Here is a 15,964-nt window from a genome sequence, read left to right as displayed (position 1 = left end):
AATAACCAGAGTTTCGTTGGGCTCGAAGAGCCAACAATGAAACTCCTGTTGAACGGAAGCTTCGGGAGCTTTTTCAACACTATGGGTTTATCGTAAAGTTTTTAGAAAATATTTCAAGAGAACAGGACGTTCTCTTTTTTTTAGGCATTCGTTTTTGGCGAGTTTTTCTTGGTTTTATCGTGTTTTCCTTCACGTTGGGGCATAATTTCCCTTACCCAAATCTTTTAAAATGCAGATTTAGGAGCAGGTAAATTTCGGCTCATCTCCAAAAACCATTGTGGCGGACCTCGAAGATCGAACGTGGCAATCGTCACAAGATTTCCAACTTTACAACAACGACATTTCGGCTGAAAAACTTTAGAAAGGGGCTTTTCTTTGGTTTGAATACCTAATTTTTGTTGCAAAATTTTGAGTTTTTCACGCTTCCAGGTAGAGCTCAACAAACCATAATGACGGATTTTCACAAATCTTTTCGGCAAAATATGCATCGCAAAACGGCGGATAAACTCCTCGTGGCTCAAAACCATCTGCTTTTTGATGCCTTTTTGGCGGTAATCTTTGTAAGAAAAAGTGACCGTCTCCGCATCAATTTTTCTGATTCTCTGGTTGCTGACTGCGATTTTGTGGGAATAACGACCCAAATATTCCACCACCGATTTTGGGCTTCCAAAAGGCTTTTTGGCGTAAACTACCCAAGGTTTTTCCCACAGACTTTGCCTGATTTTTTCGTATTCATTTTCTTGATTTTCATTGAATTTATCCTTTAAATTAGCTTTCAGTTTCTCACAAAATTTAGCCCTGAAAACTTTGCTCAAAGCCTTTACAGAAAACAAAAATTTACCGTCACTTCTGATGTTTTTCCAAGCTCCGCTTTCATCCACACCACCGCCCGGAACAATGCAGTGCAAATGTGGATGAAGGCTCAGATTCTGTCCCCAAGTGTGCAAAACAGCAATCATTCCCATTTTTAAACCTCGATTTTCACCAAACGTTTGAAGCGTTTCCCAGGCAGATTCAAATAAAAAATCGTACAACATTTTGGGCTCGTGAAGCGCGGTTTTGTTCAATACATCAGGAAGCGTAAAAACCACGTGGAAATAAGGTACCGGAAGCAGTTCGGTTTCCCGATTTTCAATCCATTGCTCTCGGTTTTTGCTCTGACATTTTGGGCAATGACGGTTTCGGCAGGAGTTGTAACTGATGCTTACATTTCCACATTCATCACAAGCATCGATATGACCGCCCAAAGCCGAAGTTCTGCACTTTTTTAAGGCAAATAAAGTTCTTAACTGCCAAGAATTAAGTCCTAAATCTTCCAATTTTGAACCTAATTTGTTTAAAACATCGGCGACTTCGTATTGAGGTTGAGATTGAGGTTGAACTGACTGTTTTTTTGAGGTTTTAAAACCGCTCATTTCTTCCCAAATTCTGAAAAAAGGGTATCGAGCGGTGAAAAGAGTTTTTGGGTTGAAAGCTGGGCAATTTGAAGATAAACCAGCGTCGTATCAATACTTTCGTGACCGAGAAGATTTTTGATGCTCAAAATATCCATCCCATCTTCCAGAAGATGCGTCGCAAAACTGTGACGAAGCGTATGAACACTCACTTCTTTCAGGATGTTTGCCGTTTTTGATGCCTGTTTTACCGCCCACTGAACGCCGCGCTGGGAGTAACGGGAATCGAAATCGCCACCAGCACGCCCTCCACGAGGTTCTCCAAAGAGATAATCTTCCGGTTTTTCCGCTTCGATATACTTTTTGAGCCCACGAATCAGATGTTCGGAAAGTGGTAAATAGCGGTCTTTTTTGCCTTTTCCCTGAACCACTTTGAGTTGTTTTCGACCAAAATCTAAGTCGCACAAACGGAGATTTCGAACTTCCATACAGCGCAATCCGCAGCCGTAAAGAATGCCGATCAAAATTTTATGTTTTAAAAGTTTACAGCCGGACAACATCTGCCAAACCTCCTGTTTACTAAGCACTACAGGCAGTTTTTTCTCTCTTTTAATTTCCGGAAGACTCAAATAATCATAGCTCAAACCTTCCGATTTAAGCAGAAATCGAAGTCCGTAAACGGTGTGTTTAAAATACGACTGTGAAGGTGATTTTGATTTTTTCTGAAGGTAAAAAAGGTAATCGTGAATTTGCTCGGGATCCAATTCTGTAGGAATTTTTCCGAAATGTAGCGACACCGCAGCGACGTGTCTGGAGTAATTTTGAAAGGTACTTTGGCTTCTTCCCAATACAGAAACCGTACGTTCAAACCTATGCAAAAGCTCCGCAAATCCCGGAACTTCGCGCTTTGCCTGATTGATGATCTTGTTTTCTCTAAGCTCTTCTACACTCTTTTTTTTGTTGCCATTTTACTGATTTTTAATTAGTTTTACAAAGTAACTAAATATAGCGCTGAGAAAGCTACCGAAGGTTTAGTTCAACATTGTATTGGCAAAATGCGGGATGAAGTCTTGAATTGAAAAGCCTAAATATTTAGCCGCATATGCTTTTCAATTCCACTTTTTTTAGTAATTTAGTCATTGGGTGCTACCGAAAAGTTTACGACCTGTTTATCGTTTTTCAAGGTGTTGATTTCTGCATTTTTGGTAATTCTACCTACGATTGTGTTCATAATCTTAAATTTTAAAATGTTAATATTTTGTTAATTTTTGTTTTGTCAAAGGTCAAATGTTGGGAGTGAATTGATTTGGTATCGAGGACACTCGGCATTTTTCTTTTTTTATATTAAGTTAGAAAACAGTATTTTTTGCTGGATTTTTATTGTTTTTCCGTTGATTTCAAAGAACGTCTATGGTTGATTTGATTCGTACAACTGAGGTTCCGGCTTTTTCTTTGCCCATGAACATAGGACGGCACCATCCATACAAAACCCGATTCGGTTCCGCTGGATAAAGGCAGAAAATTCCGAATCGGGCTTGAAATCTTTTTGTCCGAAGGATTTAGGAGTGTCTGGAAAAATTGTTGGAGCTTGTGGAAAGAATTTTTTTAGAAACCCAAAAAGATTTTTTTGTGTGGGTGGTGCCGTCCTACATTTGCAAACGTAAAAGCCCAACCGCAGTTGGGAAACTTAATCAATGGACGTGGTTGTTAATGGAAAACTAAAGGAAATTCATTGGAAAATGGTTTCTCCAATGATTTAAACTGATCAAATATTACAAAACCACTCGTTCAAGTCCTTAAAATTATGATAAATTAAAGAGCAATCCTCTACATTTTTGTATTGACTTTTAATTTTTAATTTAACCGATTTCCCATTCTTATCATTGTCTAGAAAAAGTGAAATTTTCTCATATTGTTTCAGTTTTTCTTCCACCTTGAAAAACATTGCAGTTGAATTTAAAGTCAAGTAATCACAGTTTGAATTATCTGATTTGTCTAAATTTCGGTAGGTCAGATAATCGAAAAAGCCCTCAAATATGAGAATCTCGTTCTTGAGATTGTTATCATTAACAATCAACGTCACATCCTTTTTTCCCAAACATATTTTTGACTGTGGATTGCGAATCTCAAAACCTCCGGACTTATTCTGAAATCCAATTCCGAAATATTTTCTTCCTTTCAATTCGTAGTGAATTTCCTTAACCCTATGCTTTTGCTCAAAAACTCTTCGGGACTTCAGATACTGAATTAATGCAGGATGCTGGATTTCTTTGATTTCTAAAATCTGATTGCATGTTTGACCAGTAGTTTCGTGATATTTTATTTCATTTTGAACTCTAAAATCCAATGTTGAAAGGCATTTCAATGCTTCTGAAACGGAACATTTCTTTATCTGTTGGACAATTGAAATCACATCGTAACTTTTTCCATTTCCAAAATCGAACGCCTTGTTTTTGACAAAATCGACCGCCAGACTTGGAATTTTTTCCTCCCGGTCCAACGCAAAATAAAACGCAGTTTTCGGATTTTCTTTGACCGGAAACAGCCCGAACGACTCCAAAACCGCCCGAATTCCGACGTTTTGCTTGACTTTTTCGCAATTCATTTTTTTTCTTTTAATGCAAATTACTTATCCACATTTCCCTTTTAAATAAAAAAGACTTTTAATTTATTTTTATATTACTTTTAGCAAACGGCATTCTTCTTTTGCCACAAAGGATTTAATGGTGTTTTTCGGTGAGTTCAATTCCGAAAACTAGTGAGTTCAATTCCGAAATTTGGGTGAGTGCAATTCCGAAATAAAGCCTGTTTTGGGGTGAGTGCAATTCCGAATCGATTTTTCCATTTATTCTGATAACCGTAGTTATCCACAAAACAGCTAGGTTATCCACAATTTTTGTGTTTTCTAAATCTTCGGGTGAGTGCAATTCCGAATTCGATGCTGTTATTTTGTTCATTTTTAACATTTCTTTAACTTTAGTGAGTGCAATTCCGAATTGGTGGTGAGTGCAATTCCGAAATCAGACAATCATCGGATAGCCATTAGGGAATATTTCTCCCATTTTTGTATTTCTATACAAATGCTTGATGTGTGCCTGAATTTCAATAAGAAATTTTTGACCTTTAAAGTCGGTCGATGCTATCTTTCTCATTCTGCAGTTCCTAATAAATTCCTTGAAGGCTCTTTCAATCAGTTCCCTTGTCTGCGGTATATTTTCGTATTGATGGAAAAACTGGACTGTTTCGGCTTCGTCTAATCTATATCGTTTTTTGAAATAGAGCAATCTTCGGTTAATTTTATGACTTTGGTTAAAATTCTCTTGGTTTGATTCTATAAGTTTTTTTGCTTCTTCAAATGGATGAGAAAATCCTTTGGTTAAGATAGGAACAATAAATATGGAATCCTTTTCATACCTGTATTGGAAAGAAAAACTATTGTATCTGTCGAGATTGATTTTGATGGGCTTTAGAAATTTGAAGCAGAAATCTTTGGTATTTTTATAATTTAACCCAAACTTTTTATTGAAATTACCCAGCTTCAGCATTGTTCCCGATTCGGGAATTTTTGAAAGCCAGATGGAGAAAATAATGTGTTTGTTGTTTCTGATATTATACACCAGATGATAGAGTACATAATTATATTCGGGAATAACCAATAATTTTTTCAGCCAGTAACTGCTAATTAGAAATGTGGTAAAACCTCTTTGGTCATAGGTTGGCGTAGAAATAAGTCCGCCAAATGTTTTGATTTCTTTCCCTTTTGAATTAAGCGATTTGTACCATCCCATCTTAAATTTGGCGAGAAACTCATAGGCATCCACAACCTGCTTTGTGGAACCACTCGGAGAAATTTTACTGTTCCGGATTTTGATGGAGGCGAAAATGTTATTTTCTGTTTCAAATTCTTCATCAAATAGGGAAAGTTGCTTCGGACGGTCTTCGGGACGAAACTGTTCATTGCCGATAATTGCAACGATATTGAAAATGACTCGAAGCGCATTGATTGGGATGTCCGCCGCTTGTTGGTCATCAAAAATAAAGTCGTCCACGAAATGGTTTCCCAGCCGAATCTTGTCGGGAACTTTTTCTCCCTTGTCCTCAAACTTCTTTCGGACATGGCGCAAATCTTTTTCAGATAAAGACATTTTCTATTCTTAATGTTCCTGATTTCTTATTTCCTGATTTCAGATGGTAATTATTTGGTTCGAACAGTTTTCTTTACTAGTTTTATTTTCTCACTTTTCAGTGTTTTGTCTCCATCAATGAGATTGTAGTGTTTGTAGGAATCAACACCAGTTGCTTTGAACACCCTTTTTTCGGCTTCTCCTATATTGGGGATCCTCACTTTCTGGATACCCAGATATTCGTAAGATATTTTATTGATGGTTACTTTTTGACCAGGTTTTAAGTCAGATATTTTCATTGTTTTAAGTTTTTACGATTTGTTAGAAATGAAATCGACTTTTTATTGATTTCATGATGTTTTCGGTCGTTTGATATTTGGAATGGAATCGACGGAAACTGTATCATCATTTTGACTATTCTTCAAATAGGGCAGGATACTTTTTAATGAGGATTTCCAGTTGGAAATGGGTCTTCCAGAACTATTCCGCCAGTCGTTTTCTAACCACGAATGATATTTTTCTTCAATTACAGAGTCCAAAAGAGGCTGATAATCCTCTAAAGTTGTTGCAAACTGAATAAATTCTTCCAATTCGGGAATAATTTTTGACTTGCTGCTTTTGGAAGTATCAGTAATGGAAACTTTATCACTAGATTTACTGATTTTGGGAACAACTTCCTTGGACGAATCGCTTCTCTTTAAAGTTTCATGTTTTTCAACAATTTCCAAACTTGGTACTTTTTCGATTTTTTCCTTCTCTATTTTCTCCAGTATGGGAATATCAGATAAGTAATTTAACAGAATTCTGTAATTACAAGGAAATCCACTTTTGGACTCAAATTCAACAAGACCCAACTCGCGAAGTTTATCTTTGGTCGGTTTTACGGTTTTTCTAGTTATTCCCAATGCATTACCGAGTGCAACATCGGAAATAACGACCTTATAACTATCGTTGTCCTTTCCTAATTTCAAAAGGTACAGATAGAGCGAAATTGCCGAAGAGCCAAGTCTTGCCTTGTGATTGAAGTCCCAAAATCGGTCGATAAGTTCCAAGTAATACATTTCTAACTGCTTGCAAAAAGTTCTATAGCCTTTTTCTTGTCGATGATGATGATGTTTCCTTTCTGAATGATGGCTTCATCCAAAATTCCTGAAGATTTAATCTTGGATGCTTTTGAAATGGAACAGCCCAGAATTTTTGCCAAACCTTTTAAACCGTATTCATACATATTTTCAGAATTTAAATTTTTAGATATCTCTAAAAATTCTTTTACGGTCAGATTGCAAAGAGGTGTTTGTGGGGTTATGTTTTCCATCAGCTGTTATCTTTAAAAAGTTCTAATGCTTTTTCCGAATCAATGATAATTTTTCTCCCATTTTGAATGATGGCTTCATCAAAAATTCCCTTACTTTTCAATTTTCCTGCATGATTTTTAGAGCATCCCAATATTCTTGCTAATCCAGAAAGACCGTAAACATACTTTTCATTAAATACCTTTTCTTGTGTGGGGTTTTCTGATGATTCTTGTTTTCTGGCATCTAAAATTTCCACAAATTCACCTATGGTCAATTGCCAAATTGGTCTATTATAATCTTCCATTTTGAAATTTTTATTGTAATTTGTTCTAAAAAAATACTTATTTGTATATATTTTACTATATTTGTATTGCAAATATAAAATAAATATTGAAATATATCTATATTTTAATCTCAAAAACAAAAAAAAAATTAAAGATGACTATAACTGAAAGATTGCAAAGTTACATGACCTACAAAGGGTTAAACCCCAATAAAATCACTGTTGAAGCTGGTTTGTCTGTTGGTTTAATTGGCAGAGCTATAAAAAACAACTCGGGACTCAACTCAGATACTATTGAAAAAATACTATACACTTATACCGATTTGAATCCAGAGTGGTTTATTTCGGAATCAGGTGAAATGCTAAAAACCAACAACCAAAACATTAATAATAATGGCTCAGGAAATAATGTAAACAGCAACATTAATGGAAATATTAGTGGAAATGTTACTATTTCGCATAGCGAGTTTTCTAATATGATAGAACTTCAAAAAGGCTATCAAGAAATACAAAAAGAACTAACAGAAAGATTGAAAACCAGTCAAGAGCAACTATCGGATAGCATGAGACAGGTTACTATACTTCTTGAAATTTTAAAAAAATAACTATGAAAAGGATTTTGATAATTAGTGCTATTTTATTTGGGGGAATCGTGATTGCTCAGCAGAAGAAAAATGCTTTGAATAATTGGAAAAGTAGAGATGCAGAAATCGCACAAAAGGTTTTTTCAAAATATCAGGAAAAAGAAAATAAGAAATTAGAAGATGAAAAAGCAGATTTAATAAAAATTCAAAAAAAGTTGAAAATTGAGATAATAAACGAAGGGGACATTGAGAAATACAATCAAAATATATGGCTTCGTATTGTAAAAGTGAATAATGGAAATTTAGAACAGATTGTTGATACGAGAGATAAGGATATTTCAGTTGTTACAAATACAATGGGAACGAACAATTGGAAAGATGAAGCAGGAGGGTTTAATTATACATCTTTCACTGACTTAATGAAGATTTCCCAGGAGCTTACAAGTAATAGAAATGAAACAGGAATATTAGCAAACTCATTAAAGCCCATTGAATCTTTTGAAACCCGCGAACCTGTTTTATATTTTTCTTTAAAAATCTACACACATAAAAACAGTTCAGAACAAACAACTTTACCAACCTTGTCCAAAACAATAAATATTTATGCTGACAACCAACTGATAAAGACTTTAAAATACTCTTTAGATGACTTTATAAAAGCAGAAGGAGTGTCAATACGGGACTTTAAATTGGGTTCTATTGAAAATCGATAATCAATTTTTCTAATATGAATATAAAGTATCACGCTCAATTTCTTCTTGACAGGGAAAAAGACAATCCTACTGCAAAACTGCGATATCGCATTAAGTGGGATGGCAATATTGTGGCTTTCAATTTGGGATATAGAGTAGAAATACAAAAATGGAGCAAGGAAACACAACGCTGTAAGGCCAATACAACTCACGGCGATAAGAAAATTTTCGCAAGCATTATCAACAGGAAAATTCAAGAATTTGAATCGGCTTGTCAAAGAACTTTTCAAAAATTTGAAGTTGATGTAATGTCTCCATGCTCAAAACAATTCCGTGAATCTTTTAATTGCGAAGTTGGGAGAACTTCGAAAACTGAAATTGTAGAAGAAAAGTCTTTTTTTGATGTTTTTGACCTATTTACTCAAGAAGAATCAAGAAACTCATATTGGAAAGATAAAACCTTGATGAAGATGAATACGCTAAAAAACAAGTTAACAGAATTTAATCCCAATTTAAAATTTGACAACTTGGATGAGGAGGGCTATAACAAGTTCCAACATTTTTTGGAATCAAAAAATCATAAAAACTCTACTATTCTGAAAGAGTTTAAGTCTTTAAAGTGGTTTTTAAAATGGGCAAAAAGAAAAGGATATCAAACAAATTCCTATTTCGAACTATTTCAACCAAAACTAAAGAACATTCCGAAAAAAGTTATTTTTCTTTCACAGGATGAATTGAAGAGATTTCGTGAATATGTAATTCCCGAAAACAAAAAACATCTTGAAAAAATTCGGGACGTTTTCTTATTTCAATGCTTTACCGGTCTGCGATATTCTGATGTTTTTAATTTACGGAAATCGGACGTCAAAGAAAAACACATTGAAATAAATTCTATAAAAACATCTGATAATCTCACAATCGACCTTAATGCGCATAGTCGTGAAATTTTGTTAAAATACAAAGATGAAGATTTTGTGCAAAATAGAGCTTTACCCGTTATTAGCAATCAAAAAATGAATGACTACCTAAAGGAGTTGGCAGAGTTAGTAGAAATTGATGAACCTATTACGCAGACTTATTATATGGGAAAAAAAAGAATTGACGAAGTGTTACCGAAATATTCTTTACTTGGAACTCACTGCGGTAGAAGAACATTTATTTGCAATGCATTATCACTTGGGATTCCTCCGCAAGTAGTAATGAAGTGGACTGGACATAGTGATTACAGCGCCATGAAACCCTATATAGATATTGCTGATGAAATAAAAGCAACCGCAATGGAGAAATTTGATTTAATAATTTAAATATTGGGACAAGGGGATTTGGTAATGTTTTTTAATCGGCAAGAATTATATTTTATTGTAACTTTGCAATAAGGTGAAAAATTCTGAACTACATAAACTTCTGATTAAGTTAAACTTGGAAAATACTGTTTTTTATAAAAATGAACAGGATGGCTCTTATGATTTTGATTTTCATCCGGATATCCTAAATAAAATTAAAAGAATTTCTCCCGATGCAGTCTATGTATTCAATAACCAACCTTTATTACTGTTTTTTGATTTAACCAATTCTGATGATTTAAATAAAGAATCTGAGATACATAAAAAAGTTTGGTCTTTTGATAATTCCCCAATCGTTTTTATATTAAAAGACAAAGATATTTCTATCTATAATGCTTTAAATTATATCAAAAATAAAGATGGTAGAGGCGGTTATCTCCAAGAGGTTGAAATATCTGATGAAGAAAGAGACGAGAAATTTTCTTTTTGGAGTTTGCAGTCGGGGGAAACTTGGGCTTGGTTTCAAGATGAATACTTGTCTAAAAAAAACGAAAACCAAACACGGGTTAATCAGAGACTATTTCAAAACATTAAAGATGTACGAAATTATTTAACTGATAAAACAAAATCAAATTTTCTTGATGAGAAATCTGCCAATTCTTTGATTCTAAGATTAATTTTTATTCGATATTTAATTGATAGAGGTATCAAGATTGATGAGGCGTATATTTCAGGCGAATCACTTAATGAAAAAAGAAAAAACTTTATTCTTTTAATTTCAGAACCTGAAAAACTCAATCAATTATTTGAAAGACTTAATGATAATTTCAATGGTGTTCTTTTCAAAGAGACAGATATAAAGTTAAATCAAATTCAAGCAAATTATTTAGCTGATGTTTTTAAAGGAGAGCTTGAGCAACAAGGCTCTTTATTTGAAGGCTCTTTCTTTGAGATTTTTGATTTTTCAATTATTCCTGTTGAAGTAATATCGGGTATTTATGAATCTTTGATTGATGATGAGACTAAAGATTTAGATTCAGCAGTTTATACTCCGTCTTTTTTAGTTGATTATATTTTATCAGATACTGTTGATAAATATCTGAATCAAAATAATGTTTCAGAATGTAAAATTTTTGAGGTTGCAGTTGGCTCGGGAATATTCTTAGTTCAATCTTTGAGAAGAATGATTGAAAAAGAAATTGAACTTAATGGAGATTCAAATAAAAATGAATTTAGTAACAAAATTAGAGAAATTGCTAAAAATAATCTGTTTGGAATTGATATAAATGAAGAGGCTCTAAAAGTTACTTGTTTCTCAATTTATATAGCATTATTGGATTATCAACAGCCAAAAGACATTGATAAGTATCCATTCCCTAATCTTTTAGGGACTAATCTTTTCAAAGCTAATTTCTTTGATAAGTCACATGATTTTAATAAAGTAATAAAAAATAATCCACCAAAATTTATATTGGGGAATCCACCATGGAAAAGCAAAAAAGAAGATGTAGTTCATGTTAAATGGTTAAAGGACAATAAAAAAACAGTTGGCAGATTTGAAATTGCTCAGTCATTTCTTTTGAGAGCTAAAGATTTTATGAGTGATGAAACACAATCGGCACTCATTGTTACTAGTACAATTTTCTATAATGTTTCACAAAAAACTAAAGGATTTAAAAAGGATTTCTTAACTACATTTTGTGTAGAAAAGTTTTTTGATTTATCCCCAGTAAGAAGATTAATTTTTGAGAAGAAAAATAGTCCTGCTAGTATCGTTTATTTTAGACTATCAAAAGATAATGATTGCCAAAAGAATATAATTAATCATCAATCAGTTAAATTTAATCGTTTTATCAAATATTTCAAAATGTTAGTTATTGAAAGGTTTGATCAAAAAGCGTTACCACAGAAATATTTTTTAGAAAATGATTGGATGTTTAAGGTTGCCTTATATGGAAGTTATTTGGATTTTAATTTCTTGAAAGTATTACCTCAAAAAAATATTGGGTCAATTATCAATAATAACACTATCTATAAAGGGGCTGGTATAGAAAGAGGGAAAGATCCGAATTTTTTTCCAGAATTAATTGGAATGAAAATTTTAGAAAACTCTCAGATTGAACAGGGCTACACTAATACCAAAAATTACAAATCTCTAAATAAAGAAGACGTTTATTTGTCGAGGGGGAGAGATAAAAATATTTTTTTGGGCAATAAAGTTTTATTTAAAGAACAGGCTCTTAATGAATCAGAACCACTAATTTCTTTTTCAAGTGAGGATTTTGTTTTTAGAAAAGGGGTGTTTTCTATCTCTTCAAAAACTGAAAATATTATATTATTATTATATTCTTTACTTAAATCTGATTTAAGTCAATACTTTCTTTTTCTAATTTCTGGTGCCTGGGGAGTAGCAACTAGACCCGCTATAAGATTTGATGAAGAATTACTAAGGATGCCATTGCTTGATTTTGATAAATCAGTATTAGAAAAATTGGTTAATAATGCTAAATCAATTATTGAATATTATGCCACTTTTTATGACAAATTTAATCTTGGAAAGCCTTCTGTAAATCATTTTTTGCTCCAAAAAAATAATCAAATAATTAATGACTCTTATGGTGTCAAAGACTACGAGAAGGATTTAATTGATTATGCTTTAAATGTCTCTCGTTATCAGTTTCAACAAAGCAAACAGCATCTTGTTACTAATTTTAATGATTCTGACCACCGTAACCAAAAACAAGTTTTAGAGAAATATGCCGATGTTTACATAAAAGAATTTGAGGAAATATATTATGATGAGTTTGTAAAAGTTGAGATTTTTACAATGAGACATTTCATTGCAATGAATTTCATTATTACAGACAAAAAGCCAAAAGAAAAAATATCATATCCTAAAAATACTGATGAAAAAGATGTTTTGGAGAAACTGGCAAATAATTTGACTATTGAAAGAATAACAGATACCAGCGACCCATCAAAAAATCTATATATTCAAAAGGATATAAAAGGATTTGAAAGTGATTCTTTTTATATTATAAAGCCAAATGAATATAAATGTTGGCATCGTGCAATGGCATGGTATGATGTTGCAGAATTTAAGCAGGCTATTCAAGAAGCAGAATTAAAACGTCTTAATAACATTTCTGCCAATGATTAGTAACGCCGATAATTTTAAAAAGAATAGAAATCGGGTTATAGAATCTCATGTTAGGAAAATAATGAGATATGTAATTGACTGCTATCATCTTATTTTAAAGGATGGAAAGAAATATGATTATGCTACAAGGGGGAAAATAAAGCAAGAAGATTTTTTAAGAAATGGACTTGTTGATGATTATATGAGGGAAAATATCAATCTTTTAAATGACAGCCCCATTAATGAATATTCAATAGAGAATTTTATCAATAAGGAATCTGCTGAATCATATTATGATGCTAAGGATGGTTTAATGCATGACGATAAAATAGATATTAAAATTGATTATCCTTATTTGAAATTAGATTTAGAAGATAAGTTGACTTATTTTGCAATAGAATGTAAAAGAATTAAAACTAATACAGATTCTATTGCTTACATAGGTGATACTATAAAGTTTTCACAGAGAAGCTATGTAAAAGGACGAATACCTTATGAAGGGCAAATCGGATTTATTGAAAACCCCAAAATATCCCATTCTTCAATTTTTCCAATAATAAATAAAAAGTTAAAATCTAATAAAAATTTGACTACTATTAAAGATTTGCAGTCTGAGATTCTTGCACCAAACTTTGAAGGTTCTTACAGGTCTCTACACCAAAAATCAAATGAAACAAAAGACAAGTTTTCAGTCTTTCACTTATTGTTCGATTACTCCAAAATCGTTCTAAATAATTATGACTAAATTAAGAAGGTTGAACTGAATTGATTTTGGTCCCTACTTCAAAAATCAGGGACAAATTCAAGGGATGTTCAATATTGTTTATAACGCTTTAATGTTTCTTAAATATTTGTAAATTATTTAAAATCAACGAAATGAATATTTATTGTGTTTTATTGAAGTATATTAATATTCCCCTACGGGCTACCAAAATCCTCAGAAAATTTCTGAGGATTTTTTTTATTTTAAAAATTTCATACCTTTGAGAATATGAAAATTCTAATATTAAACGGAGCCAATCTCAATCTTCTAGGAACTCGTGAGCCAAATATCTATGGAAGTACTTCAATGGTTGATGTTTTAACGCATTTACAATCTGAGTATTCTCAACACACAATTGAATATTTCCAGTCTAATTTTGAAGGGGAAATCATCGGGAAAATTCAAGAAAATGATTTTGATGCGCTTATCATTAATCCTGGTGCTTTCACTCATTATTCCTATGCCATCGCAGATGCGCTTAAAAACCTTAGGAAACCCAAAATAGAGGTTCACATTAGCAATATTTATCAACGTGAAGAATTCAGGCAGAAATCAGTTACCGCAGCTTATACAGATGCTGTTCTCTCTGGCTTTGGTACAGAAGGTTACAGATTAGCAATTATTCATTTAATTTCTACAATACAATAAAAAAATCCTCAGCGTAAACTGAGGATTTTAAATTTAGGTATTTCTCTTATTTTTATAATTGAGGACCTGCCGCAACTAATCTTTTACCTTCTTCTGTATCACAATATTGTTCGAAGTTTTTAATATATCTAGCTCCTAAATCTCTAGCTTTTGCTTCCCATTCGCTAGCATCAGCATAAGTGTTTCTTGGATCTAGAATTCCTTCAGTTACATTTGGTAAAGAAGTAGGAATTTCTAAATTCATAATTGGAACTACAGTTTTAGGTGCAGATTCTATTGAACCATCAATGATTGAGTCAATAATTGCTCTAGTATCTTTAAGAGAAATTCTCTTTCCAGTACCATTCCAACCTGTATTTACTAAATAAGCTTTCGCTCCGTGTTCTTTCATTTTACCAATTAATGTTTTAGAATACATTGTTGGGTGTAATGTAAGGAAAGCTTCACCGAAAGCTGGAGAGAATGAAGGCTCTGGAGAAGTAATTCCTCTCTCTGTTCCTGCTAATTTAGAGGTATATCCACATAAGAAGTGATATTGCGCTTGATCTTCATTTAAAATTGATACTGGAGGCAATACACCGAAAGCATCTGCTGATAAATAAACGATTTTTTTAGCGTGACCAGCTTTAGAAGGAAGTACAATTTTATTAATATGGTAGATTGGGTAAGAAACTCTAGTGTTTTCTGTGATAGAATTATCTTTATAGTCTATTTCGCCATATTCATTTACCACTACGTTTTCTAATAAAGCATCTCTCTTAATCGCTCTGAAAATGTCTGGTTCTTTTTCTTCAGTAAGGTCAATTACTTTTGCGTAGCAACCACCTTCATAGTTAAACACACCATTATCATCCCATCCGTGTTCGTCATCACCAATTAAATATCTTTTTGGGTCTGCAGAAAGTGTAGTTTTACCTGTACCAGAAAGTCCGAAGAATAATGCTACATCACCTTCTTCTCCTACGTTTGCAGAGCAGTGCATAGAAGCCATTCCTTTTAATGGAAGATAGTAGTTCATCATGGCAAACATACCTTTCTTCATCTCACCTCCATACCAAGTTCCTCCGATAATTTGGATTCTTTCTGTAAGGTTAAACATTACAAAGTTTTCAGAATTTAATCCTTGAGCTTGCCATTCTGGATTTACTGTTTTAGAACCATTCATCACGATGAAATCTGGAGTTCCGAAGTTTTCTAACTCGTATAATGATGGTCTAATAAACATATTCGTTACAAAATGTGCTTGCCATGCTACTTCCATTACAAATCTTACTTTAAGTCTTGTATCTGGATTGGTACCACAGAATGCATCTACTACATATAATTTTTTAGAAGAAGAAAGCTGTTCTAAAACTAATTCTTTACAAGATTTAAAAATCTCTGGAGTTGTAGGGAAATTAACTTTTCCGTCCCAACAAATAGTATCTTTTGTTACATCATCTTTTACGATATATCTATCTTTAGGTGATCTACCTGTGAAAATACCCGTTTTTACAGCAACTGCGCCTGATTCTGTAAGAGCTCCCTTTTCAAAACCTTTATTTTTAGCAGACATTTCTGCTTTAAAAAGTTCTTCATAGGTTGGATTATACACTACTTCGTGATAACCTGTAATACCTAGATCATGTAGCTCTTGAATGATTTTAATGTTTTTCATAACTAAAATATTATTGTTCATATTTTTTTGTATTACAAAATTAGCAAAAGTATATAGTTTTATTAAATCATAAATTATGACTTTAGTCACTGAAATTCGTCA

The 15,964-nt window shown here is 32.9% G+C and carries 17 protein-coding genes; 6 read left to right on the top strand and 11 right to left on the bottom strand.

Annotated features, from left to right (window positions below):
• Positions 1-224: 224 nt before the first annotated feature.
• The 10 genes from C3729_RS05425 to C3729_RS05375 all read right to left on the bottom strand — a co-directional run bounded on the left by C3729_RS05425 (position 225) and on the right by C3729_RS05375 (position 7,117).
• The gene (locus C3729_RS05425) at positions 225-1,415 is read right to left on the bottom strand and encodes an IS91 family transposase (RefSeq protein WP_104793198.1); all 1,191 of its coding nucleotides are present in this window, start codon (positions 1,413-1,415) and stop codon (positions 225-227) included.
• Complete coding sequence (locus C3729_RS05420; protein ID WP_024564048.1) at positions 1,412-2,242, bottom strand: tyrosine-type recombinase/integrase; 831 nt, start codon at positions 2,240-2,242, stop codon at positions 1,412-1,414. The genes C3729_RS05425 and C3729_RS05420 overlap by 4 nt, the downstream gene beginning before the upstream one ends.
• A gap of 284 nt (positions 2,243-2,526) precedes the next feature.
• Positions 2,527-2,625: a single-stranded DNA-binding protein gene (locus tag C3729_RS05415; RefSeq protein ID WP_228460372.1), complete on the bottom strand. Its 99-nt coding sequence runs from the start codon at positions 2,623-2,625 to the stop codon at positions 2,527-2,529.
• 534 nt (positions 2,626-3,159) lie between these two features.
• Positions 3,160-3,999, bottom strand: coding sequence for a toprim domain-containing protein (locus C3729_RS05405; protein WP_024564046.1), 840 nt, complete (start codon positions 3,997-3,999; stop codon positions 3,160-3,162).
• 115 nt (positions 4,000-4,114) lie between these two features.
• A complete protein-coding gene (locus tag C3729_RS05400) occupies positions 4,115-4,351 on the bottom strand; it encodes a hypothetical protein (protein ID WP_123903502.1) in 237 nt (78 codons plus the stop codon).
• A 63-nt stretch (positions 4,352-4,414) separates the two neighbouring features.
• Positions 4,415-5,539: a hypothetical protein gene (locus C3729_RS05395; protein ID WP_024564044.1), complete on the bottom strand. Its 1,125-nt coding sequence runs from the start codon at positions 5,537-5,539 to the stop codon at positions 4,415-4,417.
• 50 nt (positions 5,540-5,589) lie between these two features.
• On the bottom strand, positions 5,590-5,817 hold the full coding sequence (locus tag C3729_RS05390; RefSeq protein ID WP_024564043.1) for a hypothetical protein: 228 nt from the start codon (positions 5,815-5,817) through the stop codon (positions 5,590-5,592).
• A 51-nt stretch (positions 5,818-5,868) separates the two neighbouring features.
• Complete coding sequence (locus C3729_RS05385) at positions 5,869-6,570, bottom strand: hypothetical protein (RefSeq protein ID WP_133159944.1); 702 nt, start codon at positions 6,568-6,570, stop codon at positions 5,869-5,871.
• 11 nt (positions 6,571-6,581) lie between these two features.
• Positions 6,582-6,833 (bottom strand): DUF3853 family protein, encoded by a 252-nt coding sequence (locus C3729_RS05380; protein ID WP_024564041.1) that lies wholly within the window; start codon positions 6,831-6,833, stop codon positions 6,582-6,584.
• Positions 6,833-7,117 carry a DUF3853 family protein gene (locus C3729_RS05375; protein ID WP_024564040.1) on the bottom strand — a complete coding sequence of 95 codons (285 nt, stop codon included), beginning with the start codon at positions 7,115-7,117 and terminating at the stop codon, positions 6,833-6,835. The genes C3729_RS05380 and C3729_RS05375 overlap by 1 nt, the downstream gene beginning before the upstream one ends.
• 134 nt (positions 7,118-7,251) lie before the next feature.
• Between C3729_RS05375 and C3729_RS05370 the strand changes: the two genes are divergently transcribed.
• From C3729_RS05370 to aroQ, 6 genes are all read left to right on the top strand, one after another.
• Positions 7,252-7,701, top strand: coding sequence for a hypothetical protein (locus tag C3729_RS05370; protein ID WP_133159943.1), 450 nt, complete (start codon positions 7,252-7,254; stop codon positions 7,699-7,701).
• A gap of 2 nt (positions 7,702-7,703) precedes the next feature.
• Positions 7,704-8,393, top strand: coding sequence for a hypothetical protein (locus tag C3729_RS05365; RefSeq protein WP_024564038.1), 690 nt, complete (start codon positions 7,704-7,706; stop codon positions 8,391-8,393).
• 14 nt (positions 8,394-8,407) lie between these two features.
• Positions 8,408-9,676 (top strand): site-specific integrase, encoded by a 1,269-nt coding sequence (locus C3729_RS05360; RefSeq protein WP_024564037.1) that lies wholly within the window; start codon positions 8,408-8,410, stop codon positions 9,674-9,676.
• Positions 9,677-9,791: 115 nt separating this feature from the next.
• Positions 9,792-12,815 (top strand): Eco57I restriction-modification methylase domain-containing protein, encoded by a 3,024-nt coding sequence (locus tag C3729_RS05355; protein ID WP_228050545.1) that lies wholly within the window; start codon positions 9,792-9,794, stop codon positions 12,813-12,815.
• 61 nt (positions 12,816-12,876) lie between these two features.
• A complete protein-coding gene (locus C3729_RS05350; RefSeq protein ID WP_139351752.1) occupies positions 12,877-13,539 on the top strand; it encodes a hypothetical protein in 663 nt (220 codons plus the stop codon).
• A gap of 246 nt (positions 13,540-13,785) precedes the next feature.
• Positions 13,786-14,205, top strand: a complete 420-nt coding sequence (gene aroQ, locus C3729_RS05345; RefSeq protein WP_104793197.1) for a type II 3-dehydroquinate dehydratase — start codon at positions 13,786-13,788, stop codon at positions 14,203-14,205.
• Between the two features lie 52 nt (positions 14,206-14,257).
• On the opposite strand, the gene pckA is transcribed toward aroQ, so the two are convergent.
• The gene (gene pckA / locus C3729_RS05340) at positions 14,258-15,862 is read right to left on the bottom strand and encodes a phosphoenolpyruvate carboxykinase (ATP) (RefSeq protein WP_104793234.1); all 1,605 of its coding nucleotides are present in this window, start codon (positions 15,860-15,862) and stop codon (positions 14,258-14,260) included.
• Positions 15,863-15,964 lie beyond the last annotated feature (102 nt).

Origin of the sequence: Cloacibacterium normanense (assembly GCF_002943105.1) — a bacterium.
Lineage (GTDB): Bacteria > Bacteroidota > Bacteroidia > Flavobacteriales > Weeksellaceae > Cloacibacterium.
The sequence above is the reverse complement of the archived record's forward strand: the minus strand, read 5'-3'. Positions and strand labels throughout refer to the sequence as shown.

Coding starts and splice junctions, on each gene's coding strand:
- C3729_RS05375 (WP_024564040.1), bottom strand. CDS start 7,117: ATGGAAGATTATAATAGACCAATTTGGCAATTGACCATAGGTGAATTT.
- C3729_RS05405 (WP_024564046.1), bottom strand. CDS start 3,999: ATGAATTGCGAAAAAGTCAAGCAAAACGTCGGAATTCGGGCGGTTTTG.
- C3729_RS05415 (WP_228460372.1), bottom strand. CDS start 2,625: ATGAACACAATCGTAGGTAGAATTACCAAAAATGCAGAAATCAACACC.
- C3729_RS05365 (WP_024564038.1), top strand. CDS start 7,704: ATGAAAAGGATTTTGATAATTAGTGCTATTTTATTTGGGGGAATCGTG.
- aroQ (WP_104793197.1), top strand. CDS start 13,786: ATGAAAATTCTAATATTAAACGGAGCCAATCTCAATCTTCTAGGAACT.
- C3729_RS05395 (WP_024564044.1), bottom strand. CDS start 5,539: ATGTCTTTATCTGAAAAAGATTTGCGCCATGTCCGAAAGAAGTTTGAG.
- C3729_RS05390 (WP_024564043.1), bottom strand. CDS start 5,817: ATGAAAATATCTGACTTAAAACCTGGTCAAAAAGTAACCATCAATAAA.
- C3729_RS05360 (WP_024564037.1), top strand. CDS start 8,408: ATGAATATAAAGTATCACGCTCAATTTCTTCTTGACAGGGAAAAAGAC.
- pckA (WP_104793234.1), bottom strand. CDS start 15,862: ATGAAAAACATTAAAATCATTCAAGAGCTACATGATCTAGGTATTACA.
- C3729_RS05400 (WP_123903502.1), bottom strand. CDS start 4,351: ATGAACAAAATAACAGCATCGAATTCGGAATTGCACTCACCCGAAGAT.
- C3729_RS05380 (WP_024564041.1), bottom strand. CDS start 6,833: ATGGAAAACATAACCCCACAAACACCTCTTTGCAATCTGACCGTAAAA.
- C3729_RS05350 (WP_139351752.1), top strand. CDS start 12,877: ATGAGATATGTAATTGACTGCTATCATCTTATTTTAAAGGATGGAAAG.
- C3729_RS05370 (WP_133159943.1), top strand. CDS start 7,252: ATGACTATAACTGAAAGATTGCAAAGTTACATGACCTACAAAGGGTTA.
- C3729_RS05425 (WP_104793198.1), bottom strand. CDS start 1,415: ATGAGCGGTTTTAAAACCTCAAAAAAACAGTCAGTTCAACCTCAATCT.